The sequence below is a fragment of the Candidatus Lokiarchaeum ossiferum genome (genome assembly GCA_025839675.1).
Classification (GTDB): Archaea; Asgardarchaeota; Lokiarchaeia; order Sigyniarchaeales; family Promethearchaeaceae; genus Lokiarchaeum; species Lokiarchaeum ossiferum.
The window spans coordinates 4,999,154-5,024,985 of record CP104013.1; the positions used below are offsets into that span (position 1 = coordinate 4,999,154).

The window sequence follows — 25,832 nt, forward strand, 5'->3', positions numbered from 1 at the left end:
CTGGGTAATAAAAATATACCTCATCTATTAAAAAAGTAGGAAATATCAAATGAAAATTGCAGTTTATCACAATTTACCATCTGGAGGGGCCAAACGTGCTTTATATAACAATATTAAATATTTAAAAGCTCGAAGAAATGAAATTGACTTATACATTCCATCTACTGCCAATGAGGACTATCTTCCATTAAAAAATATCGTTGATAATTTTTTCTCATTTCCTGTCAATCCATCATTTAGGACTTTTCTCGTTTCCTTATTCAAATATAAGGTTCCAAGCAAAATTCTCTCTGCCGTGGAAGAGGTTGATAAAAATATTGCATGCCTCATAAATAAAAAGGATTATGACATCGTTATTTGTGAACAAGATCAGTTTTTCTTTTCTCCTTTCATATTAAAATATATTACAAAGCCAATGCTTTATTTTTGTCAGCAACCATCCAGAGAAAATGAAGCGATAGTTCATCATCTTATGAAAGAAGGAAAATTACCCAAGAAAAATCATTTTCATCGTTTTATAGATAGAAAATTATATGAAATTGAATTAAAAAATGTTTCAAATGTAAAAAATATTTTAGCAAATTCTTTTTTTTCAAAAGAATCAATTTTAAGAAAATATGGATTAAATGCACAAGTTTCTTATTTGGGAATTGATTTAGACGTTTTTTCTCCCAAAAAAATACAAAGACAATCATTTTTATTGTCTGTTGGTAGCTGCACACCAGCAAAGGGGTTTGATTTTCTGATCAAGTCTTTATCCTTTATCCCAAAAAATAAAAGACCTCTTTTAATTTTGGTTTCAAATAATGTAAATCAGAAATGGAAAGAATATTTATTGGGTTTAGCTAAAAGTAAAGCAGTAGAAATTGAAATAAGAAGCAATATTGGGCATGAAGAATTACTCGATTTATATCGGACTACTTCTATCCTATTATATTCTCCCTATTTGGAACCTTTTGGGCTAGTTCCTCTCGAAGCGCTTGCTTGTGGGACGCCTATTATCGGTGTTAGGGAGGGAGGAATTAGAGAAAGTTTGGGTGCATTTCAATCTGGCATTCTAATTGAACGGATTGAAAAAAAATTTGGAAATGCAATTGAATCCTTATTAAATGATCAAACAGATGATCCTCAATCAAATATTGATAGACGTAATTATGTTGAAGAGTTTTGGGGTTTAAAGAAGGCTGGTGAGCGTTTTCTTTCCCATATCCAAAGGATTATAATGGATTCAAAAACAAACTAAAAATTCATTGAATCATTTTTTTTATCTGATTTAACATTATTGCTAAGGTCCAGATTGAAGAAAAATTTCGGCAATGTCTCCATAAAGATTAAATTACCAACATTTTGGATTTATTTCCTATAAGATTTTATCAATTTTACCCAAAATTTCAAGTATAATCTTTTTTTACTATCATTTTTTTTTTCATATATTGATGTAAATTTTTCTAAGTTTTCCTTCGTTAAATCCTCCCAAGAATCTAAGATTAATACGGGCAAATCTTTATATATTGAATCAATTGTGCTACTTTTTATTATTGGGACACAATTTAAATATAATGCTTCCCATGTTCGATGACAATCTAACCCATTACCATGGGGTGAAATAATGTACTTGAATTTTGCTTGGAGTATCCATGTTTGCGCCCTAGGTAATGGTTTTTTAAGAAAAACATTGAAATCTACTTTTTTAAGTTGATCCAAAGCTCGATGTCGATCTTCGTTATGCCTATCAAATAATTTGAACTGAAAGTATGAAAAACTTGCATTTTTTTTTTCTCTCCACAAATTATTTTTTTTTGAAATTTTTTTCAATAATTTCTCTTGTTGTCTCGCATAAGATTGTGGTCCCCATATATATTCCCTTTTTTGAAGAGTGTGATAATCAATTCCTAAGGGAATAGGGGTAATTTTGTGATGGTTGGGTAGATCACAATTTTGAGTAAACCAATGGATTATTGTATTAGAATTCGCAATTTTTTCGATATAATTAATTGAGTGTTCTTTTGATAATTCATTTGGGACACTAATAACACATGCTCCTGTAACCAAAATAATCTTAATACCATTTCTCATAAGATTTGGGAATATTTTAAAATAGAAATTCGTTAAGGCTGATGAAACAACATAAACTGTATCCATATTTTTAATTTTTTTATAGTCATCTAGATTTAGACTTTGAGAATCAGAAATGATGTCGCGTGGAAACACGTCACAATGTTGGGCAATTCCTCTTGATGAAACAAATTTACAATATTTTTCTTTTTGCCACCTATTTTTTAATATTATTACACTGTTATCCATAAAATTTTTCACAAATACAATTAAATTATATAGTTTTAAAGAAAGCTTATTTTTCTGCATTATACCTAAAACATATTTCATGTTACCCTAAGCCCGTTCCATTGAAGAAGTTCGATTTATTTTATAAAGGATTTTGTATCCATATAGTCCAATTAATGATCAATTAAATTCCTATCTTCTTCAATTTAGATGGATTAAAGTAAGTATTGTTTTCATAATGGACTTAATTTGAAAAATGAAGAGGTAGAAAAATGATGAAAATTTGGTTATTGAAAGAAGTATAACTCGCAATTGGAAGATTTATTGCTATTAAGAAACCACAATGTTGTTTGATAATCTAAGATATTTCGATATATCAATGCAAACTTGCAAGAAATAAAACAGTTCCCAATGAAATATCCATTTTTACATTTTTATGCCCCATCATTAACTTATTGACTAAATATTTGAGTTATAGGTTGATTGAATCAGAAAATTCATCGATGAGCCAATCTCGATATTCTTGGAATGTTATGGCTTTATTGGAGTCTAATTCACCTCGTTCGATTTGCCAAAAATTGAAGAGCAAATATTTCCCAATTTCCGCAAATAATCGTATTCCATCATAATTCGACCGCCATATCCCTTTATGATCATCTACATCTCTAAAAGCGGTCTCAATTTGCCATTTCATTTTATAATACCGCTTGATGGTATATACGAATGATTTTGAATGGAATTGAGGGGCAATTGTGGTGATCAATGCATAAATTTGCTCTGATGCATCAGTCAAACTTAAATTATTTTGGCGATAGGCATTTTTAATTGCTGCTAAGGATTGATTTCCACGGGCAAACAGGAGTACCCAACATCGCATTTTTTGCGTTATACCCCTTTTTTTGCTTTTGTTCCTATCTCGTATTGTTGAGTGCGCCCCTTTTTTTGATCTAAGTAATGCCGCTTGCAATTTTTTAATTGCGAATAGTCCTTTGCGGGTGTGATAACATCAACATTGCAAATTTTGAAAGATTTGAGCACATTATGTCGATAATATTCCCGATCTACAACACAGACTTTGATATTTAATCCAAGTTCTAAAAGCCAATCAGTAATCTGAAGCATAAAGGGAATTTTTGATTCCCCTTTGGCGACGTAGTGGCATCCAATAAATAATGATTTCTTGCTGCCATGGATCATAGCTCCATGATAATGACAAATACGTCTTGTACCTTTAACCATTTTACTTCCTTTGATTAATGGATCCCATCTTCGTCCCCAATAACCAAGATAGGTTAAATCAAACTCTAAAACAAAATTAGTTTTTCGTGCCTCGGCAAGAAATATAAGATGTATCATCTTTTCAAACACCAATTTATAGATTTTTTCTACTGATACCAAGGTTTGGTCTCTTAGCCAGTCATTTATAGTCGTTTGGTGAGGAAATGCACGCGATTGGCGTCCATCTAAAAAAATTTGGGGTGTAAATCCAGAATATTTCATTGCTCAACGGTTCAACTTTTCAGATGCATGATGGATGGAGACTCCACGAATCCAACCATAATAGAGAATTGCAATGATGTCATCCAATACCCATTTCCGTCCGATGAGAGTTGTCGGAAGACCAAGAGCATATCTGACTGACTTAGCAAGATTTTTGAAGAAAGAAATCTTATTAAAATTAGGATAACGTGTTCTAAATTGGGGAATTTGGTGCACGGCTTGAGTGCATTGGTTCATACGATTACTCAAGCATCCTTTTATTTTGAGTGCATTGATGCAAATACTAGATAAATTATTTATGGTCAATTACGATATTTTTGTCGAATCAGTTGGAACTGATAAAAAAAGGAAGAAATAATTCTCTTTAGTATGTGAGATATGGAATATCCAGATTAACTACCCTCAAAATATCTTCATAATACGGAATTCCTGTTTCTTGGTAAATTTTTAATTGAATTGCTTTAAAAATGGGATATATATTTATGTAGTAGAGATTCCCCATACCGATTGGTTGAGTAATAATGAACGGAACTTCTTCATCGTATGAATTTGAATAAGAAGCTAAGATTGAAGCATTTGCTGGTGTAACACTTAATAGAATCAATTCGATTTCATACAAAAGATCAATAGATTCAGTTTCACCTATCAGCTTATTAGATGCACTCGTACTAAATGACATTTCTATCATTTCTTTAGCGAATGCATTATATCCATTTGAGTTAAAAATGATTAAGTCTCCTCCATTCTCGATATAATCATAATAATCTTCGATGTTTCTACTGGATTTAACTGCATAAAATGCTTCAAAATCTCGAAGATCAAAATTGACAATAAAACTAGTGGAATAGGTCGTGTATTGGATTCCAAAAACATTCGAATTTGAAGTATTATTGTTTGTTGCATGAAAATTATTTAGCGAAAAATCTATTCCTTGTTCATTTATTGATATATCTACAATTAGATGATCCCTTAATTTCCAATTTATGCTTGTATTAACGCCCGGCCATGTTTGAGGTAATATTTGATCTCCAACAATGAAATAATAATGAATAAAACCCGAAGGTGAAAATAAGTACACTATTTTGTTGAAACTCATGTCATCATTCTGGGAAAAAACAAACTCTAGGTAATTATTTACATTTTTATCCATATCTGCTATTGAAATTTGAAACCTGGCAGTTAAATTGGAAATGGGATAAGGACACATTAAAGTTCCACTTGAAACATATGGATCTTTAGAATAAGAGTTAATATTGAACTCAGTTGCTGTTTGAAAATCAAAATTTCCTCCACAACTTTCCCATTCATAAAAGGATGGGGTAATATTCAAAGAATCATCATTTAGGGGGTCGAAAGCTAAAAATAATTTATCATAATCAAACAAAGATCCATCTAAATCATTGATTGTCGAGAAATTTCTATATGCTTGGCTGAATAGATTCATATTTTGGACTTTTTGGGAAAAAGGAAGATAATTATCCTGAGGAAAAACTATTTTCAAATCACTATTCGATTGAGGTGGTGAAATTTTCGGAATGCGGTAAATGGTGTAATCTTCTTCACTATAAACTTTATGGAAAATATTTAACATCTCTTTGAAATAATCATGGTATCGCTCGTTGATTTTAGAAACATTTCCTTGGGTTAAATATAAATAGGAATTTTCAAATCCTTCATTTTTCATGGTATATTGCTGTAAAAATATGCTCTCTGTGAGTGTATTGTAAGAAAGTTTTTCTCCAAGAACTAAATTTAACACTATGCGTGAATTTGATTCAGATTTATTAATCATTTGATAAGTGAATTCATCCAGTGTAATAATATAAGCTGAATTATCTTCTTCAAGAAGAGTTCTAATTGCATTTATTCCCATTTTGTCCTCATCCCATAAAACCGGTAAGTATTGTTTGGCATTTTCCCCATTTCGATAACTATATTCTAACCCAAATAACACTGTTGAATAATTGGATATCAAGAGAAAGAATAGAACGAGATATTTGTATAACGATCTGAAATGTATTTCGTTTAATTGTAGATTTTTTAATTTGTGTTTGTCAAAATGTATCAAACCATAATAAATCCCTGTAGCAATAAATGGAATGATTATAAACACTCCCAATCTTCTCTCAAAATAGTAGATTGGTCCGGTTAATATATGTAATCGAACATAAGTTAGCACAATTCCAAAACCCATACAGAAGATACCAAAAATCAGTAAGAAATTATATTTAAAATCAATATTTTTATTTTTAACACTAAAATACAGATATAGTAATCCAAATAATCCATAAAATCCCAGTCTAACCGGATGGAAAAACCAAAGAACTTGTCCTGATTCTAAGAAATTCTCTATGCTTAGTGATTCAGAATCCCAAACAAAAGTCCAGTACACTAACCCGCTGATAAGTAATAGCAAAGCAAATAAAATTAAGATTTTGACTACCTTATGCCATCTTTCATGGGGAAAATATCGATTATCTGCTGGTGATTTTTCAATTCTGATTAAATAATTTGTTAATCTTGTGTTAGTGATCTTTTCCTTATTCCTTACAATAAATTTCCATCCAAGATGAATAATCATAGTTAGAATTAGAAAAGCCAAGGTAACATATAGTAAATAGAAGTAAAGAGGAAAAATCCACTCTTCTATTGCTTTTGACAAATAATTATATAATTTATAAAATATTATGATGCTTATATAGGAAAGAATCATAGAAAACAATGTTTCGGTTGATTTGATCCCTTTCCCTTTAAAGAAAAATAAGAATACTCCCAAAAATATTCCAAAAATGGTAGCTTCAGCCACATGGGATAGGAACATTCCAACTTGCATAATTGTCAATAATGGAATAAATAATTTCCCGGGAATTGAATCAATCTGAATTAATGTCATAATTCCAAACAAAATAATAAATGATGGAATAATGGGTGTGTAGTAAGATGGAGAAAATCCATAATATAATGAGTTTAATGTTTGGGAATTTGCGAGATTCAAAGCATTAGAAAAAGGAAGCTGATTGATTAACCTAAGTTTAATGAAATATATCCATCCAAGTCCTCCCGTTGCACCAAGCATGTAAGCCCAAGTCGCAAGAATTGGAATTCTTTTATCAATTTTATTAAAGAAACGTTTCATCGCAGTATAGAAGACAATGGGTAAGATATAATTTATTAATAACAAAGTAGTCTGATTCACTACTATTGAACCGTTAGATAAAAAGATAAATGCTGATTCATGTGAATGGGCCACTGTATAGAACCAAGAATAATATTGAAGAAAATAATCATTTATTGATTCTCCAAATAGCACACTATATGAATAATGGCGATATATGTCAGGAGAAATTGAATAGACAATTTGCGGGTAGAGAAGTAAACTTGAAAAAATATACATCATATAAATTATCGCAAAACCCATCCAATCATTTTTAGAGGCAAAAGATTCAATTTTTGGATAAGAAATTTCTTTGTTCGTGAATAGAATGGTTCCTCCAACTAAAATCAATAATAAAACCAAGAAAATAGTATTTCTGTTCGCTATTTTTGATATAACTAATATAAACCATAGAATGGCTGTAAAAATATAACTTGTGATAAATGAAAACGCTATCATTTCTATTCTGGAAAATTTTGTTCTTATTTTTGTAATTGCAAGAATACAATATCCGGGTAGAAAAGAAGTGTTAAGTAATGCAATAATGGAAGAAAGAAATCCCAGATTTATTGTTAATATTGATAAAATTACTTGAATTGTTGGCAAAGAACACAAGAATACATTTTTGAGTATTTTTGAATTAAATTTTCCAACAATCTTCTTAAATTGGAGCAGTGATATTGGAATATTCACATCATTCAAAATAATGTACAGGAATAGTAAAGTAATAAAAGTGATAAATAGAAAGGGGATCTTGATCCATGTGGGGATAAGCCATAAGAAATAGGCCGAAAGAAGTGTAAAAGGGACGCAGAATACAAGAATTGCTTTAAATTTTTTTGATTTAAAAAAATTCCTTATATTTTCTTCATTTTTTTTTTTAATTTCCATTATTGATTAATCTAATTAATTGATAATAAAAAAGATAACAATAAGATTGAAGAATTGAGGATTTGAAAATTATTTTCTCAAGTGAAGCATGTATTCAAAGAGGTTAAATTTTAAAAAAATATTCTAAATGAGTATTGTGAATCAATTTTTTCTTCTTTGTCATCGTGGTATGCTTGTTATTCGATATTTAAGACTTTTCTTGATGAAATTGCGATTTTTCTGTGCAAAAAAGTGATTCAGATCAAAACAGCATTGAAGACATTCAATTTTTGAATTTCTTTTCTCCTTCATTTGTTTTCCATTCTTGAAACGAATTATCAAGTTTTTCTAAAAATTCCTCAAGATTGTTTTTATCAATTGTACCTGGATAGTTGTTTTTTGGACCCGGTTTATTATTTTTCACGATAATGCGTGCAAAGAGAGAAATAAAGATAAGTAAGCCTATTGAACCTAATACAATGAATATAACAGTGTTTTCAGAAATAATCGAGGTGCCCGAAGAATTACTATCCAGATTCGTCTGACTGGATGAAGTGGAACTTTCTCCATCCGAATTTTCTGAAATGGGGTTTTGGGGATCAGATGTAGAAGTTGTATATGTTGTAGATGTTGGGGTTGTCCAAGTTGTATCATATCCATTTCTATCATAGAACTCTTGTGAGAAATAAAACTCATTTAAACTTATATTATGAAATATATTATCTACCAAATTTACGTCTGAACTATCACCAAAATAAATCCCGTAATCTGATAAAGAAATCATATTTCTTTGTATCAAATGATCTGAGTCGCAGACTATAATACCACGTTCTCGATTATTGTATATCACATTATCTTGTATAATATGGTTCGTTCCACTAAGTAAAATGCCGCAATATGGGTTGTTAGATATATAATTATTGCTTATGGTACAATATATGGATGTCCCTATACCAATTCCATAGTTTAGGTTATTAGAAACATTGCTATTTGATATTGTTATAAATTTGGAATTAGATATCCACATTCCTCCATGTGGACCATTTTCTAATATATTATAGGAAAAAACACAGTTCTCTGAAAAAAAAGTCCAAATACAATGTTCTTTTGAATCATTTATCAATGTATTTTCCACTTTTATATTTTTTGAATTCCAGATTTTAATTCCTGTCATCGAATTCAAAACTGTGCAATTTTTAATAATTCCATAGGCCGTCGAGCTATTAATAAATATACCATCTGATCCATTTCCATCTATAATCAAATCTGAAATCATATAAGGATTTTCAAAAGTTCCTAATCCTGAGGCTTCACAATAGATGCTCCAATTATTTCCATCAATACTTATGGGTGGATGAGTATTTCCTGCTATTGGAGAGTGGATATGGAATGTTTCAGAATTCTTGAATGGCTCTGTTTTAGAATTACTTTGGGTCAAATTGATTGATGATCTTATCGAGAAAATCGATAATATTACTAAAAATGAAATGATCACAGGTTTCAAAAATTTATTTTGCATCTTCAGAAGTATCATTGAGTTTTACCTTAAAAAATTAATCATGATCATGCCTTAATTTCCTATTTGTTGAGTAGAGTTATTCATGATTTCTCCCATTCATTATCGCTCCAATTATCCTAAAAGAAAATTTTTAAGTAATTGGTTTAATTTAAGCAATAATTAAATCCAAAGTATAATTATGAATCTTAATATCATAACATAATGGTTTAATTTTTCAATATGTCTCAAAATGGCTCAAAAAATATTGATATTTCTGTAATTATTGTTGCTTTTGGTTTTCCAGATGCAAAATTAAAAAAAACCCTCGCCAATATTACAAATCAATCTTATTCAAGTTATGAAATTGTGCTGATATGGGCAAAATTTCCAAAAACCCTTGATATTAATCAATATTTTAAATCCAACTCCATTAATTCTTCGAAAATTCAATTTCATCATTTTGAAGAAAATCTTGGATATGCTAAAGGAAATAACCTCGGGTCAAAATTTGCCAAAGGAGACAAAATTGTTATCATGAATCCCGATGTTGAAACGCTTCCAGCATTCCTCACAGAAATGGTACATACTTTTGCATACCTTCAAAAACTAAATCGAACGGATAAAATTGTTTTAAATCCCCGTATCTGTAATAGGTTCGGGAATATTGAATTTGCTAAAATATACTTGAACTTTTTAGGTTTCTCCAATAATAATTTTCCAATGTCTGATAAAATCCAAAGGACGATGATCTCTTCTGGATGCACATTTTTAATTTCCAAACGTTGTTTTCACCACTTTCATGGATTTGATGAATCTTATTTTATGTATCATGAAGATACGGATTTATCCTACCGTTTACAAAAAGCGGGATTTAAACTTTATGTGGATAATAATATCCCCGTTTGGCATCTAAAAACTGATTATGAATATAAAATGACCGACTTTAAATTCTTTTATTGGGAACGAAATCGCTTAAAATTCACGCTTGAAAACGCCTCTAACTTGAAACGGTTACTTCTCTGTCAACTGTTATTGGAACCCTTGATGTTCGTGTATGCACTTAAAGCTGGACTGATAAAACAAAAATTTATGATTTACAAATACTTCATTCGTAATTTTCTTTTACTTAATCACAAGAATCATAAAGGAGTTCTGAATTCCTATGAAAATTACTCTTCTATGGAAGGAATTATCAATGAAGTCCCTCCAAAATCCATTGTGTATCGATCAATTAAATTCTATGTGAAATTGCTATTTTATTTATATCATTCATAAATCATGGAATCCTTATTTTTCATAGATTACTAAGTCTTTTCCCATCATCAAATTTTATTCTCTGTTTAAGATGGGAATATACTTACAAAAATATGGGTCTTCTTATGAAAATTGCGTTTCTTTCGTATTTTTATCTCGGATTGGATAATTTCGGAGCCAGCACTTATGTGCAGAAGTATTTAAATGTTCTTTCGCGTATGAACAATGTTTCAATTGATTTTTATTGTCCGTATCCTATCCAATCGTTTAAAAAAATTAAAAATGTGCATTATATCTATATCAAAACCCTTAATATTCCTTTTATTCGATTCTTTCAGTTTGCTTTCAAAATATCTCAATTGCTTAAGCTCAGAAAGTATGATATCGTTCATTCCAGTTCAGGGGCGGGAATGTTTGTCAAAAATGTGGATTTTGAAACATTTTATCATTACGAACCATTTTCGATCCCTAACTTCAATGCGTGGATTGGTTATACCCTATCGCGTGTCAGTTTGAAACGAAGCCGCCATATTTTTGCAATCTCAGAACAATCAGTAACAGAACTAATTCAATTTGAAAATCGTCGCCGTGAGCTGATTTCTATTATAACAAATCCAATTGATTGCATGATTTTCAATCAAAATCATAATTTTTCTACCAAAAAGAAGGAAATACTGAAAGGAAAAGACGAAAAATTGATTCTTTCGGTTGGTCTTTTAATTAATCGGAAAAATCCCTTTTTGCTCATAAAAACTCTCGATTACATCATAAAAAAAGGAATTAATGCAAAATTACTTATTATTGGCAACGGTCCTCTAAAACAAAAAATGATTCTTGCTGCTAATGAGAAAAAAATTCTCGATAATATCATTTTTATACATTCTACGGGAGAAATTTACCCTTATTATTGCATGGCAGATCTCCTGCTCACTCCCAGCAAAAAAGAAGGATTTGGGTTCCTCTATCTGGAAGGACCTGCTTGTGGATGCAAATTTGTCGGATTTCCTACGGGAATATCTCCCGTTGCTGCTAAAAAAAATTTGGGCATTGTTGTGAATGATGAAGTGTCGTTTATGGAATCTGCACATCAAATATTGCTTTCTGGGGACCGAACCGGTCAAGAAGAGTTTAATTTCATCTATAATAATTTTTCCATGGAAAAATTTGGAAAAAGACTGATTTCCAGTTATCAGAAATATTTAAATATAAGAGATGGTCGAAAATTTTAATTTATTGTTAAAAATCTGACTCCACCTATCATTTAGTGATTTGCATTTGAAATTCCTGTTAGAATTGTGATTTGTTTATTAACGACATTTTTTGTGACGCTACTTCTTAAATGTATGTTAAATTTTTCTTTGTATCTCATTTTAGTACTGATTAAGCTGAAAATTTAAGAAGCGTGAAGATTTTACTCACAATATAGATGTTGCAAAAGTTTTTCAAACGTTTTGAAATTAAATATCAAATTTCTTTGCAAGAACGGGATAACTTCATTGCTCATATCAAACCTTTCATGCATCTTGATTCACATACTTCCAATAATTTTTCTTATGAGGTAAGGAGTTTATATTTTGATTCACGCACACATCATTCTTATTTTCAAAAAAATAATGGAACCAGCTATCGAAAAAAACTTCGAATTCGATATTATCCCGATTTTCAATCAATCGATGGAGAAACGGTTTTTATAGAGATAAAGAAAAAAAATAACGAAAATGTATCTAAGTCGAGAATAGTGGTTCCATTTGCTGATGCCATGAAAATTATTGATAATCACTCTCAAGAATCACAAATTTTTTATCAAAATTCTTCAATTCAAGATAAGCGAACCCTTTCTGAAATTTGGCTCTTAGTTAAAAAACATGCTTTAACACCCGTCTGTGTAGTAAGTTACAAACGACAAGCATTTGTAGGATTAGTAGAGTCACGTTTTAGGTTGACATTCGATACAAATATAAAAGTACGAAAACAGAATTATGACCTTCATAATGGGCATGGGATAAGTATCCTTTCTAAAAATGTTAGCGTGATGGAGATCAAATTTAACAATATCATTCCCCATTGGGCTATACGAATCGTTCAACGAAATAACCTCATACAACAAAAAATCTCAAAGTTTGCAAAGGGAATAAAAAAATCACGAAATTATTACCTAAACTGAAATAAATCAAAGTGTCATAAAATGAAAATTAAAGATAATAATTTCTTTGAATCCCAAATTAATTTTCAAAATCGGGTACCTTTATCAAAACAAAAAAAGGATTTCATTACTTTTGTTGTTATCTGCATTTTAACAGTAAATTTTTCCATTTTTTTCACTATCCTAGAACAACGGTCCAGCGAAGATGAACGAATACAAGAATTGTTTAATATTGATTACCAAAATTCTTTCTCATCCCAAATCGAGATTTGTTCTTCAAAATTTCATACTAATACCATGATTTTGGAATTTTTTTGTTTTGTTCCAAAAGGATCTGAAAAAGTATGGGTCAAATTGAATAATTCTGAGTGGATTCCCCTTCTTAAACAAGAAAATTTTATTCTCCAATCAAAGGAACCTTTTCAAAATGCTAGCCAATATTCAATTGAGTTAAAGTGTGATACAAAAAGTTTTGAGTTCACAACCAAAATTTATAAACAAGATCTCCCAACCATTCAAATATTTTCCAGTAACCCAAAGAAAATTATTTCAAATGAATCTGAAGAATGCCACTTTATTTTTCAGGCTAATTCGACTGTATTCAAGGAAACAGGCTATTTTTGTAGGGAAATCATTGGAACAATTCGAAATCGAAATTCTGGTAACGGCTTCTCAATTGAATTAAATCAACATGAATCCTTATTGGACATGAGAAAGGATGATGATTGGGTGCTTATTCCGAATCGTAACTATTTTAATGCTCTTCGGACTAAATTTGCGATGGATTTATTTAATTCTCTTTCACAATTGGATCCAATGTGTATTGCTCCAAAATCTGAACCCGTAGAAATATTTTTGAATGGATACTACTTAGGAGTTTATTTGTTGACCGAAAAAATAGATCGAAAACTTTTCAATCTTCCTGACAATCCGGCTGAAATTTCGGAAGAAAATTCGGTCGAAAACCCTATCGAAAATCTGGCAAAAAAAAGCGTGATCTTCAAATTGGAAGATTGGCAAGGCGATTTTTTTCACGCTACATCTCAAGGAAATGACAAGTGGGAACAAATTTATCCTAAGTCTTATCCATTTGACGATGAATATCTGAGATTGGAGGAATTCATTCAAACTAGCTCTGATGAGATGTTTTTCAATGAAATCTCGGGAATATTTTCGTTCGTTAATTATACTCAATTAATGGATTTTATTCTATTTGACATAATTTCAGGCCATAACAGCATCGAAGGATATAAATATTACCTTGTTCAAAACGAATTTACACAATCACAATTCTGTTTTATTCCATGGGATTTTGACATGAGTTGGGGGTTTACCAATAGCTTTATGTTATCTCCAGATTATTGGCTAAACCAAGATTCAAGTAACATTCAGTTCATTCGATGGAATAAATTAATTCAAAGAATTCTTTATCCTCAAAATACTTCCCTTAATACTCAATTTTTAACCGATCTTTCATTGCGCTGGGTATCAATACGAAATTCAATATGGACTTCTGAATATATTCAAGATTCTTTAACTTCTTTGTTTAATCAGATGTCAAATTCAATGCTTCGCCAAAATAAGTCAGAGGTGATTAATTTAATGTATACTCAAATGTCTGACTGGATCGATGTGCGATTACCTTTAATGGATCAAAAAAATTGGAGCCATAATAACGATGCTCTAAAAAATATTTCAACTTCTAATTTGCCATCGATTTCTCTTACATATAGTGCCATAATCTCTAAGGAAAGTTATGTTCAGTGCAATTTTGAGATGTTCAACTCAACCTTTGATAATAATGTACTCTCAATGAAAAGTAAAATAAAGATAAGAGGAAGGTCTGCATCTACTTTTCCAAAAAAAGGCTATCGGATTGAACTTGATAAAAAAGAATCACTATTGGGGATGAGATTTGATGATGATTGGTCTCTATTTGGAATGAATTCTGATTTCCCACGAATGCGTCTTAAAATATCGATGGATTTATGGCGTGGTCTCCAATCTAATTCTTCAACGGCGACCTTACCACAATCTGAATATGTAAATTTAGTTATCAATGGCGTATACCAAGGATTATATCTTTTAGCGGAAAAAAATGATCCTAAACTCTATAATTTGGATGATCCACAACCAAATATCAATTCTAGTTTGATCTTTCAAGCGATTACTTGGTCGTCTTTTCGAGAATACAAAAATTATTGTTGGGAGCAGGATTTTCCGGACATTGAAGATGGAAATATTATTGATGAAATCTTGACCGATTTAATTGCTTTTGTGAGTGATTCACCCGATGAAATTTTTTATAATGAAACTTTTGGGGTATATTCTATCTTTAATAAACAAAATCTTATTGATTATTACCTTTACAACGTCTTTATTGGACATCTCGATTTTTGGGGAAAAAATTACTACATCATACGAAATACCGCACCAAATCAATTTTTTTTTAATCCTTGGGATTTTGATGGAACTTTTGGACAATGGGGTTGGTGGTTAGGGGAGCTGAATGAGACTGAAGGAGCTATAGGGTGGTTTGGGGATGATATTCCAGGATTACATATTTTACGTCAAAGCCGGATTTACAATCGGTTACTGGAAAATTCAGCTTTTAGTCATGAAATAAAATTGCGCTGGAAAGATCTTCGAACCCGTTTATGGACTGAACAATATTTTCAAAATATGTATAATTCAAATTACAACAAAATCTCCCCTGTTCTCGCTCTCGATCTCCAACTTTGGAAACCCACCACTGTAGATACAGAATTACCTTTTGAATGGCCAAATTTTGTTCTTTACAGTACAGAGACTTTTGTTTTAAACACATATCTTGAACATCTTCAAAGATATTTTCCTCAAATGCTTTCGATAATGGACGATTATTGTGCATAATTGAATGGTAGCTCCCAAGGAAATGCACTGTTTTACGATATATTCTCATCTCCAGCCTCCGAGGAAATCCTCCCAAAATTTTAAAATTAATTAATCGTTTGGATTACATAACAATGAGTAGCATAGATGGTACTTTCTTTGAGAAATTCATTCAAGATTCATTTGATAGTCTCGGAACCAACGTTTCTTCGTTAGTTTTTTCTGATATTCTGATAGTAGTATTTTGGACAACAACATTATCTCTAATTATTGCTCTCACATATCGGGGAACACATAAGGGCATTTCCTATTCTCAAAATTTTACCCAAACTCTGGTACTGTTAGGGTTAATTGTAGGAACCATTATGATTATTGTTGGGTCTGATATCGCTCGAGCTTTCACGCTTGTTGGGGCTCTATCCATTGTTCGATTTCGAAATGCAATCAAAGATACCCGAGATGTAGGCTTCATTTTCTTCACTATGGCAATCGGGATGGCATGTGGGACTCGTTTTTACTCTGTCGCTATTTTTGTCACTTTATTCGGGTGTGGATTGATGTATTTAATGTCATTTCTTGAGTTTGGTAAAAAAGAGTTAGTTCAAGATATTCTGGAGATGAATCTACCAATATCCCAAGAATATGCTCAAATTCTCTCTCCTATTTTAATCAAGTACTTGAAATACTATTCTCTACTTGGAATTGATTCGATCGATGATAAAACAAATCGGATCAGTTTTATTGTGACTTTTAAGAAGAAAACAAAGGGATTCAATGTAATTTCCCAAATTATGAATAAAAATAAATATTCTGCTTCCGATTTGAACTCAAAAAATCTATTGTTAAAAGAACTTAATGAAAACGAATATGTTTCAGATATTAAAATTATTGAAGGGAATAATTCTACCGAAATTTAATTCTGGAAATTAATTTAGGGAACTTCAGATCAAATAATCTCAAAAAAATTACCCCAAAATCGATTCTTTTTTAAAAAAGCAGCTAATATTGCACAAATGTTGGAATAAATAATGGAAAATGAACAAATCTCTTCTAACTATAATCTTACCGTGATTTTTGTTAATTATCATTCCTTTTCTTTATTAAAAGCGGCCCTTAGTACTCTGGATGATCAAATCTATCATAATTTTCAAATTGCAATTGTTGATAACACCCCCGGAGTTGTTGAATATCAAAAATTGCAGCAGCTAGTTCAAAAAAGGAAAACGGATCGAAATCTTGCTACCATCCATTTGTTTAAACCGAAATTTAATCTCGGGTTTGCGGGAGGCAATAATTTTGCCATTAAACGGCTGAATTCTGATTTTTATTTTTTGTTAAATTGTGATACGGAGATTCCTACTCCCGACTTTTTATCTCAAATTATGGAATATTTGTACAATCATCCTGCCGTAGGGTTTTTATCACCCAAAATGCTTTTTTATGCTGCTCCTATGCGAATATGGTATGCGGGGGCTCAGATTGCTCCTTCCAAGTTTTCCTTTATCTCCCATAATGGATTATATAAATTAGATTCCTCAACATATTCCCAAATTCGTGAAACGGATTTTGCCTGTGGGGCGGCTATGTTTGTCTCCCATAAGGTTATCCAGAAAGTTGGCCTGCTCGACGAACTATTTTTTATGTATGCAGAAGAAACCGATTGGAATGTGCGAGCCAAACATGCAGGCTTTCAAATCATCTATTTTCCCCCTGTTTCACTTTTTCATAAAGTCGATTTATTTACGGAAAGCAATAAGTGGGGGTATCGGAAAAATTATTTCCAAGTCTATCTATACAACCGCAATAAGATTATTTTCATGCTAAAAAATTATGCCGGGCGAGAAATTTTCCTTTTTTTTACGCGTTATGAATTAAAAACGCTGGTGGCTGAACTTTATTTGGCCATCAAGATGAACCAACCGCTTTTTATCAAAGATTTTCTCCAATCTATCGTTCGGGGGGTTCAGATAGGAATTCGACGAAGAACTCATCGAACCTGCTCCACCCTTTTGCGGAAAGAAATGGCATTTTTATCACGGGTTCAGAAAGTATCACGCAGTACGTCTTCGTCCCAAAAAGTTGATTGCAATAATTAAAATCTGTGCTTATTGGTATTTCTTTTCGCACTCGTTGTAAATTTGAATAAATTGCTTAATAATAATGTCCCAATTATAATGGGCTCGAATTTTTTGGTGAGAATATTCGGAAAATAGCTGTTTTAACTGTTTATCTTTCAACTTTTCAAGATACTTTGCAATCTGTTTCTCATCGTGAGGGTTAACAAAATACCCGTTTTTGCTTTCCTCAATAAAATCACTCGCAAATCCCGTTCGGGTTGAAATAATGGGTAGACCGGATGCTGCCGCTTCTTGAATGGTTTGGCCAAAGTTTTCATAGAGTGAAGTATAGACAAACACATCTGCATTTTGAAATTCTTCTATGAGATCCTGATCATATTTAGGTCCGATAAATGTTATTTTATCTGATAAGTCATGATTTTGGACCCATTGCTGCAATTCATCCAAATAACCTCCTTTTAACATCCCTGATGTCTTCATTTCTGCCCCGATGATCCGAAGTTCGACATCTTTCACCAATAGCATCGCCCTTAAGATTGGTTCTAAATTTCGATTTCTGGACAAGCGCCCTACAAATATTATTTTCAATGGGTTTTTTGATGTTGATTCGTAGAAGGTTTTGGGTTTATAGTATTTAGCGGAGTCGATTCCCATCGGAATTAGAGCCAATTTTTCTTGCGATACTCCAAAGGTCAACGCTTCATCATATTCTAACTGTGATTCCACGATTATTTTATCTGCTCGTTTGATTATTTTTTTCCATGTTAGAATATCATATAAAATATATGGAAGCTGTTTAAACCCCGACACTACATGCTTATAACTTAATAATTGGCCACAGGGGTTGAAAATCAAAGGAATTTTTTTCTTTTTTGCTATTTTATACGCTATTTCGGTCTGAATACTCCGATAATTGAAGGCGTGGATTAAGTTTAAGTTTTTTTTCTTTAACTCTCCATACATTTGTGGGGTAAATACAAAGCGCATAATTTTTCCGTATATCTTGTAGCGTTTTACAGGAACTGCATCAAAAATTTCCTCATTTCTGCAGTCTTTTGTATCTAAATGAGAAGTAAAAATTGATGGTCTAAATCCATCGTGCACAATTCTTCGAGCAATTCCAAACGCCTCTTTATTGGGTCCCGTTATACTTGGAAAAAATGATTCGATGGTAAAAGCGATATTCCTTGGATTTTCTTTCATCAATTGCTCTATCAATATCAGTTTTTCATACTTTTTATCTTTTTCTTCAATAGGCATACTCCCAGAAAGTTGCAAGGATATTAATAACAATAATGAATGCTGAAAATAATAGTAGCACCCATGTTGGTTTTGATTGCCAGAACTGTATCCATATTTTTGTTGAGGTTTGTTCCGATAAAATTAACACAAAATGTCCCAACAGAAACCAATTGGCAAATCTATAGAAATATTCCATATAGGATCCCGGTCCCAAAGGTTGAACTAAAATGAAAGTTGATGAAACTACCACAAAAATGATATCAAAAATGATGAAGGGCATGAAGATATTAGGTTTTGATTTCATCAGATCCAAAAAACTCAGCAATACTTGGCTTAATACAATGATTTGTCCCATGAATAATATTGCCGATACAAATGGATACCAAGAAAGCGATTGATGCGAGTAAATTTGGTTTGCCAAAATGAGAACCGATCCAAAAATCCATGTTAGTGGTAAAATATTTTTCCTCATAGCAAAATTGATTTTAGAGATTAAAAAGCGCTGAATTCTACTGAGAAACTCCATTAGGATTATAAATAAACACTGAAGAAGGTATTCCAATCTTTCAAATATCCCAAATTTTTTTGTACAAAAGAGGATAAGTAGGATAATTATTGGAATTGCGAAGAATGTGGCTGAAAAAATATTTACTACTTGATTATTCAGCTGAGGGACTGTAAATAACGTAAATTCTCGAAGATAGTTTCGTGGAATGAATTTATCGAGTACTTGTAGGAAATAGTGTTCCAAGGAATTTGAAATTTCTAAGGAAATATAGCTCAGCCATGAAATTGTTAGAAGTAGGAAGAATTGTCCATAAAATTTGATATCCAGTAATAATGGTTTAGTTATTGGTGTCTTTGAATACTGGTAGATCAAATAAAATATTGAAACAGGAACCACTATGAAGGCATGGGAAAAATGAAATAACGAAAGAAGACAGGACAAAATAATGAAAATAACTCTATATTTTTCCACATCGTCATTTTTAGAAATCATTGAAAATAACAGGAGAATCAAAGATATGGTTCCTAATGTTTCCGAATTCCCTATGTGAGTAAATTTCCACTGAATTGGTGAAGTAACAAAAATAATTATTAGAAGTATAAATGCAAACCTTCTTTTTTTGCTGTCTATATTTTCATGATTTATTTGCCATTTTTTGAAGGAAATGTGAATGATTTGAGTGAGGATAATATAAATGATAGAATTTGTAATTGGTAATAGGAAAGTGATAAAAATTTGGGTCCCATTAATGCTGGACAAGAAAAAGGTTAGAAAAGAATACTGGGATGAAGAATAAAAAAAGAAAATTGCATAAAAATTGATAAAATAATTCTCTTTTTCAATAAAAAATGGATCAAGATGATTTACCAAATTCACAGCATCTATCCCACACCAATTCGTGGTGACATTGCCGGTGATGGAAATCAAAACTATTAAAATGAAAAGCTTTACTTGGATTTCTGATACATTGGGCTTAAATTGATAGATTTCATATAATAATAGAGTTATTAAAATTCCAAACAAAAATATTATATCTATGGGGATAAATTGGAAAATTACTAAATTATGCAGTATTTCATAGGGGTTTTGGATTTGATCGTGAGGATTTAGGAAAATGTAAATTAGTCGGATGAAAATAACCATCGCCATAAAATAAAAACTGATATTCAATAGAAATTTGATCTCAATTCTCCCAAATTTCTTTTTTATTTTGGTAATCGTTTTTCTGAAATTCTGTGGGTTGAAGAGACCGATAATTAGAATTGAAAGTAATAAATATAATATTCGGAAAAAAGAATAGATTGAAATTAGAAGAAAATATTTCGAAATTAATAATTCAATAAAACCAACCAATGATAAAAGCAGGATGATAGAAGAACATACAAATACTATTTTTATTTCTATTTTTTGTAAGAATTTATTGCTCAAATGGGTACAAATTAAACAGAGCTCAATAATGATTAAAAATCCTAATATATTTTGAGGTAGAATTATTCCTCCAAGGGTAATACACATCGGTAGCACGTATTTAAGCAAAAAAATCCATATAAATTTCTTTTCATGATATCTTGAATAAGTTTTTAAGTTATTGGGAGTAATTTTCTTTCCTTTACTCAATTTATTAATAAAATATTTAAATATTCGAGAAAGAAATTCTGATAGGTATTCTATTTTCCACAATCTTTTTTCGGTTTTTAATAATACTAAACAATATGATGCTTCAGTTCTCTTTTGTAGATATTCATGTTTTAAATGTTCTGTTTCAAAAGATTCTTCCTTTTTTGATTTTAAATATGCTCGATAGGCATTGATTTCTTTGATTCCATTTTTCATTGCCATTATTGTTGATAAAATGATATTTCCTTTCTGATTTAATTTGGAAATGTAGAAATTTATTCTATAATCATAGAAAATTAAATGTTTTGTATTTTTTTTTATCAAAAATTGGTGTTTTAACTTGTTCATATGATATTTAATTGGTTTATTTTGTAAATCTTCATTAAGTATTTCAGCTTTCCAATTATCTATTAAACTGAGCATTTTTACTTTTTTATTTTTATATTTGGTGATTAATATGAATTTTCTTTGATAAATGTGAAAAGAGAAAAAAGCTTTTAAAAAATTATTATATTCTCGAGAAATTTGATTTAATAGAGAGAAAAGTGTAGTTCCTATGATATAGAAACTTGAAATTATGATAAATTCTATGAAAAAATCCCGTGATTGAAATAAGATATAAAAAACTAATAAAAATACATAGGTAATATCGAGTATTTTTGAAAAATAATATAAAAATTTGCTCAAAACCATTTTTTTTCTAAATAATTTCCCGAAATTGCTGATTTTTGTGTATTCTAAAAATGAAAATTGATTAATCTCGTTTAATTTATCCATATTTCTAACCTTGAATCATTGTTCATTTGTTATTTTTTTTAATATCTAATTGAAATTAGTATATACGAATCTAAATACTATCAAATTCGAAAATTTTAACGATTTTGTTAGAATTTTAGTTTATTTTTGATAAGAATTGTGAAAACTCCTATGACTCCAAAAATAAGAAAGTTTTTCATATTGAAATTACTAAAAATATCTTTGAAGGTAGAAATTGCTGTTTTAGGAATGACTTTTATTTTCACTACATTAGATATGAATCCTCCATAGCCATCAATTAATTCGATTTTGTAAAAATATTCACCAATATCTAAATTATCTACATTAATCCTTATATGTTCATTAGAAATCCAAGAATGGGATGAGTTTTCAAGAATAAATGTCCCATTTCTATAGATCGTATATGTTGAGATTGATTCATTCACTACAAAATCTTTTATTATCCACTCAATAAAATTTCCTTTTGTACCTTTTTCATAAGTTAATGAATTAGGGATCTTTAAAAATTCAGGATTTTTAAAATTGCTTTTTACCCCTCCTATAGTTGAAAAAGCTTCTCCTTCAGAAATCCCGACATATAAAGCATCAATATATACGTGATAATTTGAATCAATTGGTGAACTTGCAAAATATGCATAAGAGACATTATGATCAGTGTCATTTCCTATATCTTCATACTCCAAAAAACCATCGATAAATACTTTGAGAGAATGAGTTTTACCATTAAAAGCATCTTTGATGCAAATATGATACCAAGTATTTGATTCAATTTCTGATATCATATTTTTTCCATTTTTTCCAGTAAAATAAAACCCAGAATTTTCGATACTAAAAACGAATAGTATTTTCTTCCATCCTTCAATTGAAGTTCTATAATAAAATCTATTTTCAGAATTATCAATTTGTATCCAAAACGAAGTAAAATATGTAGAATTTATATGAGAGGTATCAATTATAGCCAAATTGGAATTTTCAGAATTTTCATCACTTATATTGTCATAAAAATCTAATGGGTATTGATGACCATTTATTTCTGGAATTATTTCTATATATGATCTATCTTCAAACGGGCGTATATATGAAAATCCATTAGATGGGGCACCATTTTCACCCCATTGAATTATTCCTGGATGATTCTTAAAATTTTTAGTAGTTGATGCACTTATTGGCAAAAAAGTTGGAGAAATAAAACTTATAAAAATTAAAGCAATAGTAATATTTCTCATAAATCCCAACACGATTATCCTATTATCAAGTAATTTTCCAGACTTTAAAATTTTTTTTATGTAAAAACGAGTAATAAGACTTTTGGATGATGAAAAAAAATTTATTTGTTTTACTTTTCGATGATTGAAGGCCGAGTTTTCCCGAATCGTGAGAAATTAATCAATTATATTTTATAACCACTCCTACTGTAATTCGATAGATCAATCAAAAAATAATATGTTGATGACTTATTTTATCTCTATATTCATCATGAAGGGTGAATTCCATATTCTGCCCGAAATATCTATTCATTTCGATCCCAAAATTCCATTAATTGACAAGAACTTCATGAAATGTTTGAGAGCATGTTGATAAATATGACATTCAAATCTTAGGAATTATCATTGACAAGCAAAATATTACTGAGATGTTGCATCTGTTTTATGAAAAGTGTGAATAAGAATGTATATTTTGGAAGGGGTGATATTCAATCAGTAAAGGAAGTTTTTCAATCTATAGATAAAGATCTTCAAAAATTACAAAAGTCGGGAATTAACTCTTTAAACTGTTTCGTTGAGTGTGATAATATCAAGTAATACTAATAAAAGTTCAAGATATGTAAGATCTGACAAAACAAGTGGATTCTACAATATGAGTAATAAAAAATTTTTGCACGCATATGTACAATGTGAGGTATCCTACAATAATATTCTTTTCTTTTTGAGCAAAATTCTGAAATCACCGCTCTCTCAATTAAATTCTTAATATATGCTTATGGAAGCCCCTGCAAGTTAAGCTTCATAATTTGCCTCACTTTCGGAATGTTATCATTTTACTGCAATTTTTATAAATAGGCTTTAATAAATAGGTTCGAATTTAGGAAATGTGTGCATTTATGATAGATTATTGAAATATGCGATATAAAATGGTTTAGGCTTCATTCGGTCGAAAATATTTAATTTTACTTAAAGGTTCTTGTTGGATATAGTTTTATCTTGTTGAATCCTGCAATTATCAACTCCTTTAAAAATATATGCTGAATAACTATCCTTTTATGGTAGTAATTTTACTCCTACTTTCTTTAATACGTGATTTTATTAGTGTATTTGATTCTTAAAGCGTTGGAATTTTGTTATTGATGTTTTTTTATAGTTTTTTGTCTCCTAATAAATTTAATTTGTCTAGAATTAATTTCTAAAATTTAATCATTCAAATCCTATTCATTAATTTTTGATTTTTATTTACAATTTCTTTAAGCTGTCTTGGGTGTTTTTAATTTTTTAAAATTCTAGATAAAATTACAGAAAAAAATAAAAATAATTAATGAGACACCAAATATTGCATCCATTCTTAATTCTTATATTATTTGGAATATTTTATCAACTATATTTAGATTTTCTCTGCATTCAACAAAATAAAATTAACTGATGATTCGATAAAATGAAAAAAATAAAAATAATTTTTTACTTAAAAGGATATGGAAATGCAATTCCAGGTGCAGAATCTGCAGGATATCATATTTTGCAGTCGATTATTGACAGAAATGATTTGAAAATTATTATTGTTTCTGATCAAAAGGCAAAATGTCAAAGGAATGAGATCTTATTCAAACATAAAAATCTTCCAATAAATTTACCAATATTAAATTTTATAATTAATAATTTTTTTGCTAAACGAATGATTAAAAATGTTACAGAGATATTTTCACCGGATATAATTCACATTCAAGGCTTTTCAGGAAACTATCCAACACTTAAAACACAAATAAAAAAAATACTAACTTTACATGATGATCCTTCAATGGAAATCTATGATAGAAATAGAAATGATCCATTAAAATTTTTTGAATATTTTTGGTTTAAATTTATAAAATGGTCCATTTCAAAAGCAATTAGAAATTTTGACTTTTTTCATGTAGGTTCTTCGAAAATGATCAGAGCTCTCCAATATCAAGGGGTAACAAGCGAGCGAATTTATCAAATTCCAAATGGAAGAGATAACTTGATAAATAAAAAGGAAGAATTAGAATCAGAAACTAAGAAATCAATTAAGATAGCAGATAATTCAATAATTAAAATGATAATGGTTGGGACAATAGAGTATAGGAAAGGGACATTGAGTGTGGCACAAAGTTTAGAATATTTACCACCAAATTTCCATCTCCTACTTGTGGGAAAATCTCAACCCATTATTGGAATTCCATACTTGAAAAAAGTATTAAAAATTAATAGAAAAAAAATTCATTATTTAGGATATTTACAAAAGCAACAGTATTTATCCGTTTTGGAGATGGCAGATATTTATATATCTGCAAGCAATTATGAAGCGTGTCAATTGGTACCACTAGACGCGCTATTTTTAAGAAAAAAAGTAGTTACTACTACTGCTGGAGCAATTCCTGATTTTCTCTCAAAAGATTATCCATATTTTTTGAAATCTAATGATCCATCAGAAATTTCAAAAATTATTTTAAAAGCAAGATTGTCAAATCAGTATGAATCTAGTTTCATTAAATCTTATCCAAAAACTTGGAAAGTTATTGGTGAAGAAATATCCAAAATTTATGATTTTATCTTAAAAAGCTAACTTAAGGGAAGTAAGAAAAAAATCACTTAATTGATAATATACATTTATAAACAAATCACCCAGCCAGAAGAAAAGTTTTTCTTTTTCAATTTAAATTCTATGAGGTTCTATCAAGATTTATTAGATTAAATATTTTATCACCCTTGTGAAATTCATGCCGACTTATGAGCCATCTATCCCACTAATATACCAATTTAGATTTTTGATAAATCATTTCTAAGATGTTTATCTCGCTCAAATTCAAT

Annotated in this window: 17 protein-coding genes; 8 read left to right on the forward strand and 9 right to left on the reverse strand. The window is 30.2% G+C overall.

Translation table 11 applies throughout. The features are described 5' to 3' along the window. The first annotated feature begins 49 nt into the window (after positions 1-49). Positions 50-1,243, forward strand: a complete 1,194-nt coding sequence (locus NEF87_RS21440) for a glycosyltransferase family 4 protein (RefSeq protein ID WP_457917434.1) — start codon at positions 50-52, stop codon at positions 1,241-1,243. 110 nt (positions 1,244-1,353) lie between these two features. Here the strand turns inward: NEF87_RS21440 and NEF87_RS21445 are convergent, their stop codons facing one another. From NEF87_RS21445 to NEF87_RS21470, 6 genes are all read right to left on the reverse strand, one after another. Further along, the gene (locus NEF87_RS21445) at positions 1,354-2,304 is read right to left on the reverse strand and encodes a hypothetical protein (protein ID WP_457917435.1); all 951 of its coding nucleotides are present in this window, start codon (positions 2,302-2,304) and stop codon (positions 1,354-1,356) included. Positions 2,305-2,755: 451 nt separating this feature from the next. Next, positions 2,756-3,160, reverse strand: a complete 405-nt coding sequence (locus NEF87_RS21450) for a hypothetical protein (protein WP_457917436.1) — start codon at positions 3,158-3,160, stop codon at positions 2,756-2,758. 8 nt (positions 3,161-3,168) lie between these two features. Continuing rightward, complete coding sequence (locus NEF87_RS21455; protein ID WP_457917437.1) at positions 3,169-3,783, reverse strand: hypothetical protein; 615 nt, start codon at positions 3,781-3,783, stop codon at positions 3,169-3,171. A 3-nt stretch (positions 3,784-3,786) separates the two neighbouring features. Further along, positions 3,787-4,020: a hypothetical protein gene (locus tag NEF87_RS21460; RefSeq protein WP_457917438.1), complete on the reverse strand. Its 234-nt coding sequence runs from the start codon at positions 4,018-4,020 to the stop codon at positions 3,787-3,789. A gap of 127 nt (positions 4,021-4,147) precedes the next feature. Beyond that, a complete protein-coding gene (locus tag NEF87_RS21465) occupies positions 4,148-7,828 on the reverse strand; it encodes a hypothetical protein (RefSeq protein ID WP_457917439.1) in 3,681 nt (1,226 codons plus the stop codon). 262 nt (positions 7,829-8,090) lie between these two features. Next, positions 8,091-9,326 (reverse strand): right-handed parallel beta-helix repeat-containing protein, encoded by a 1,236-nt coding sequence (locus NEF87_RS21470; RefSeq protein WP_457917440.1) that lies wholly within the window; start codon positions 9,324-9,326, stop codon positions 8,091-8,093. 219 nt (positions 9,327-9,545) lie between these two features. Here NEF87_RS21470 and NEF87_RS21475 point away from each other — a divergent pair, with 219 nt between their 5' ends. From NEF87_RS21475 to NEF87_RS21500, 6 genes are all read left to right on the forward strand, one after another. Then, the gene (locus NEF87_RS21475) at positions 9,546-10,580 is read left to right on the forward strand and encodes a glycosyltransferase family 2 protein (RefSeq protein ID WP_457917441.1); all 1,035 of its coding nucleotides are present in this window, start codon (positions 9,546-9,548) and stop codon (positions 10,578-10,580) included. 104 nt (positions 10,581-10,684) lie between these two features. Then, complete coding sequence (locus tag NEF87_RS21480) at positions 10,685-11,788, forward strand: glycosyltransferase (protein WP_457917442.1); 1,104 nt, start codon at positions 10,685-10,687, stop codon at positions 11,786-11,788. 197 nt (positions 11,789-11,985) lie between these two features. Next, complete coding sequence (locus NEF87_RS21485) at positions 11,986-12,723, forward strand: VTC domain-containing protein (RefSeq protein WP_457917443.1); 738 nt, start codon at positions 11,986-11,988, stop codon at positions 12,721-12,723. Positions 12,724-12,744: 21 nt separating this feature from the next. Continuing rightward, positions 12,745-15,594: a CotH kinase family protein gene (locus NEF87_RS21490; RefSeq protein ID WP_457917444.1), complete on the forward strand. Its 2,850-nt coding sequence runs from the start codon at positions 12,745-12,747 to the stop codon at positions 15,592-15,594. Between the two features lie 113 nt (positions 15,595-15,707). Then, the gene (locus NEF87_RS21495) at positions 15,708-16,490 is read left to right on the forward strand and encodes a DUF4956 domain-containing protein (protein WP_457917445.1); all 783 of its coding nucleotides are present in this window, start codon (positions 15,708-15,710) and stop codon (positions 16,488-16,490) included. 111 nt (positions 16,491-16,601) lie between these two features. After that, a complete protein-coding gene (locus NEF87_RS21500; protein ID WP_457917446.1) occupies positions 16,602-17,669 on the forward strand; it encodes a glycosyltransferase family 2 protein in 1,068 nt (355 codons plus the stop codon). Positions 17,670-17,678: 9 nt separating this feature from the next. On the opposite strand, the gene NEF87_RS21505 is transcribed toward NEF87_RS21500, so the two are convergent. The 3 genes from NEF87_RS21505 to NEF87_RS21515 all read right to left on the reverse strand — a co-directional run bounded on the left by NEF87_RS21505 (position 17,679) and on the right by NEF87_RS21515 (position 23,021). Continuing rightward, the gene (locus NEF87_RS21505) at positions 17,679-18,911 is read right to left on the reverse strand and encodes a glycosyltransferase family 4 protein (protein ID WP_457917447.1); all 1,233 of its coding nucleotides are present in this window, start codon (positions 18,909-18,911) and stop codon (positions 17,679-17,681) included. Next, complete coding sequence (locus tag NEF87_RS21510; protein ID WP_457917448.1) at positions 18,901-21,441, reverse strand: hypothetical protein; 2,541 nt, start codon at positions 21,439-21,441, stop codon at positions 18,901-18,903. The genes NEF87_RS21505 and NEF87_RS21510 overlap by 11 nt, the downstream gene beginning before the upstream one ends. A 461-nt stretch (positions 21,442-21,902) precedes the next feature. Then, on the reverse strand, positions 21,903-23,021 hold the full coding sequence (locus NEF87_RS21515) for a hypothetical protein (protein ID WP_457917449.1): 1,119 nt from the start codon (positions 23,019-23,021) through the stop codon (positions 21,903-21,905). Between the two features lie 1,420 nt (positions 23,022-24,441). On the opposite strand from NEF87_RS21515, the gene NEF87_RS21520 reads away from it, so the two are divergent. After that, on the forward strand, positions 24,442-25,587 hold the full coding sequence (locus tag NEF87_RS21520; RefSeq protein ID WP_457917450.1) for a glycosyltransferase family 4 protein: 1,146 nt from the start codon (positions 24,442-24,444) through the stop codon (positions 25,585-25,587). Positions 25,588-25,832: the final 245 nt, after the last annotated feature.

What these genes read in the sequence shown, in the direction of transcription:
- NEF87_RS21465 (WP_457917439.1), bottom strand. Translation starts at nt 7,828, where the DNA reads ATGGAAATTAAAAAAAAAAATGAAGAAAATATAAGGAATTTTTTTAAA.
- NEF87_RS21460 (WP_457917438.1), bottom strand. Translation starts at nt 4,020, where the DNA reads ATGAACCAATGCACTCAAGCCGTGCACCAAATTCCCCAATTTAGAACA.
- NEF87_RS21495 (WP_457917445.1), top strand. Translation starts at nt 15,708, where the DNA reads ATGAGTAGCATAGATGGTACTTTCTTTGAGAAATTCATTCAAGATTCA.
- NEF87_RS21480 (WP_457917442.1), top strand. Translation starts at nt 10,685, where the DNA reads ATGAAAATTGCGTTTCTTTCGTATTTTTATCTCGGATTGGATAATTTC.
- NEF87_RS21515 (WP_457917449.1), bottom strand. Translation starts at nt 23,021, where the DNA reads ATGAGAAATATTACTATTGCTTTAATTTTTATAAGTTTTATTTCTCCA.
- NEF87_RS21475 (WP_457917441.1), top strand. Translation starts at nt 9,546, where the DNA reads ATGTCTCAAAATGGCTCAAAAAATATTGATATTTCTGTAATTATTGTT.
- NEF87_RS21485 (WP_457917443.1), top strand. Translation starts at nt 11,986, where the DNA reads ATGTTGCAAAAGTTTTTCAAACGTTTTGAAATTAAATATCAAATTTCT.
- NEF87_RS21510 (WP_457917448.1), bottom strand. Translation starts at nt 21,441, where the DNA reads ATGCTCAGTTTAATAGATAATTGGAAAGCTGAAATACTTAATGAAGAT.
- NEF87_RS21505 (WP_457917447.1), bottom strand. Translation starts at nt 18,911, where the DNA reads ATGCCTATTGAAGAAAAAGATAAAAAGTATGAAAAACTGATATTGATA.
- NEF87_RS21440 (WP_457917434.1), top strand. Translation starts at nt 50, where the DNA reads ATGAAAATTGCAGTTTATCACAATTTACCATCTGGAGGGGCCAAACGT.
- NEF87_RS21450 (WP_457917436.1), bottom strand. Translation starts at nt 3,160, where the DNA reads ATGCGATGTTGGGTACTCCTGTTTGCCCGTGGAAATCAATCCTTAGCA.
- NEF87_RS21500 (WP_457917446.1), top strand. Translation starts at nt 16,602, where the DNA reads ATGGAAAATGAACAAATCTCTTCTAACTATAATCTTACCGTGATTTTT.
- NEF87_RS21470 (WP_457917440.1), bottom strand. Translation starts at nt 9,326, where the DNA reads ATGCAAAATAAATTTTTGAAACCTGTGATCATTTCATTTTTAGTAATA.
- NEF87_RS21520 (WP_457917450.1), top strand. Translation starts at nt 24,442, where the DNA reads ATGAAAAAAATAAAAATAATTTTTTACTTAAAAGGATATGGAAATGCA.
- NEF87_RS21445 (WP_457917435.1), bottom strand. Translation starts at nt 2,304, where the DNA reads ATGGATAACAGTGTAATAATATTAAAAAATAGGTGGCAAAAAGAAAAA.
- NEF87_RS21490 (WP_457917444.1), top strand. Translation starts at nt 12,745, where the DNA reads ATGAAAATTAAAGATAATAATTTCTTTGAATCCCAAATTAATTTTCAA.
- NEF87_RS21455 (WP_457917437.1), bottom strand. Translation starts at nt 3,783, where the DNA reads ATGAAATATTCTGGATTTACACCCCAAATTTTTTTAGATGGACGCCAA.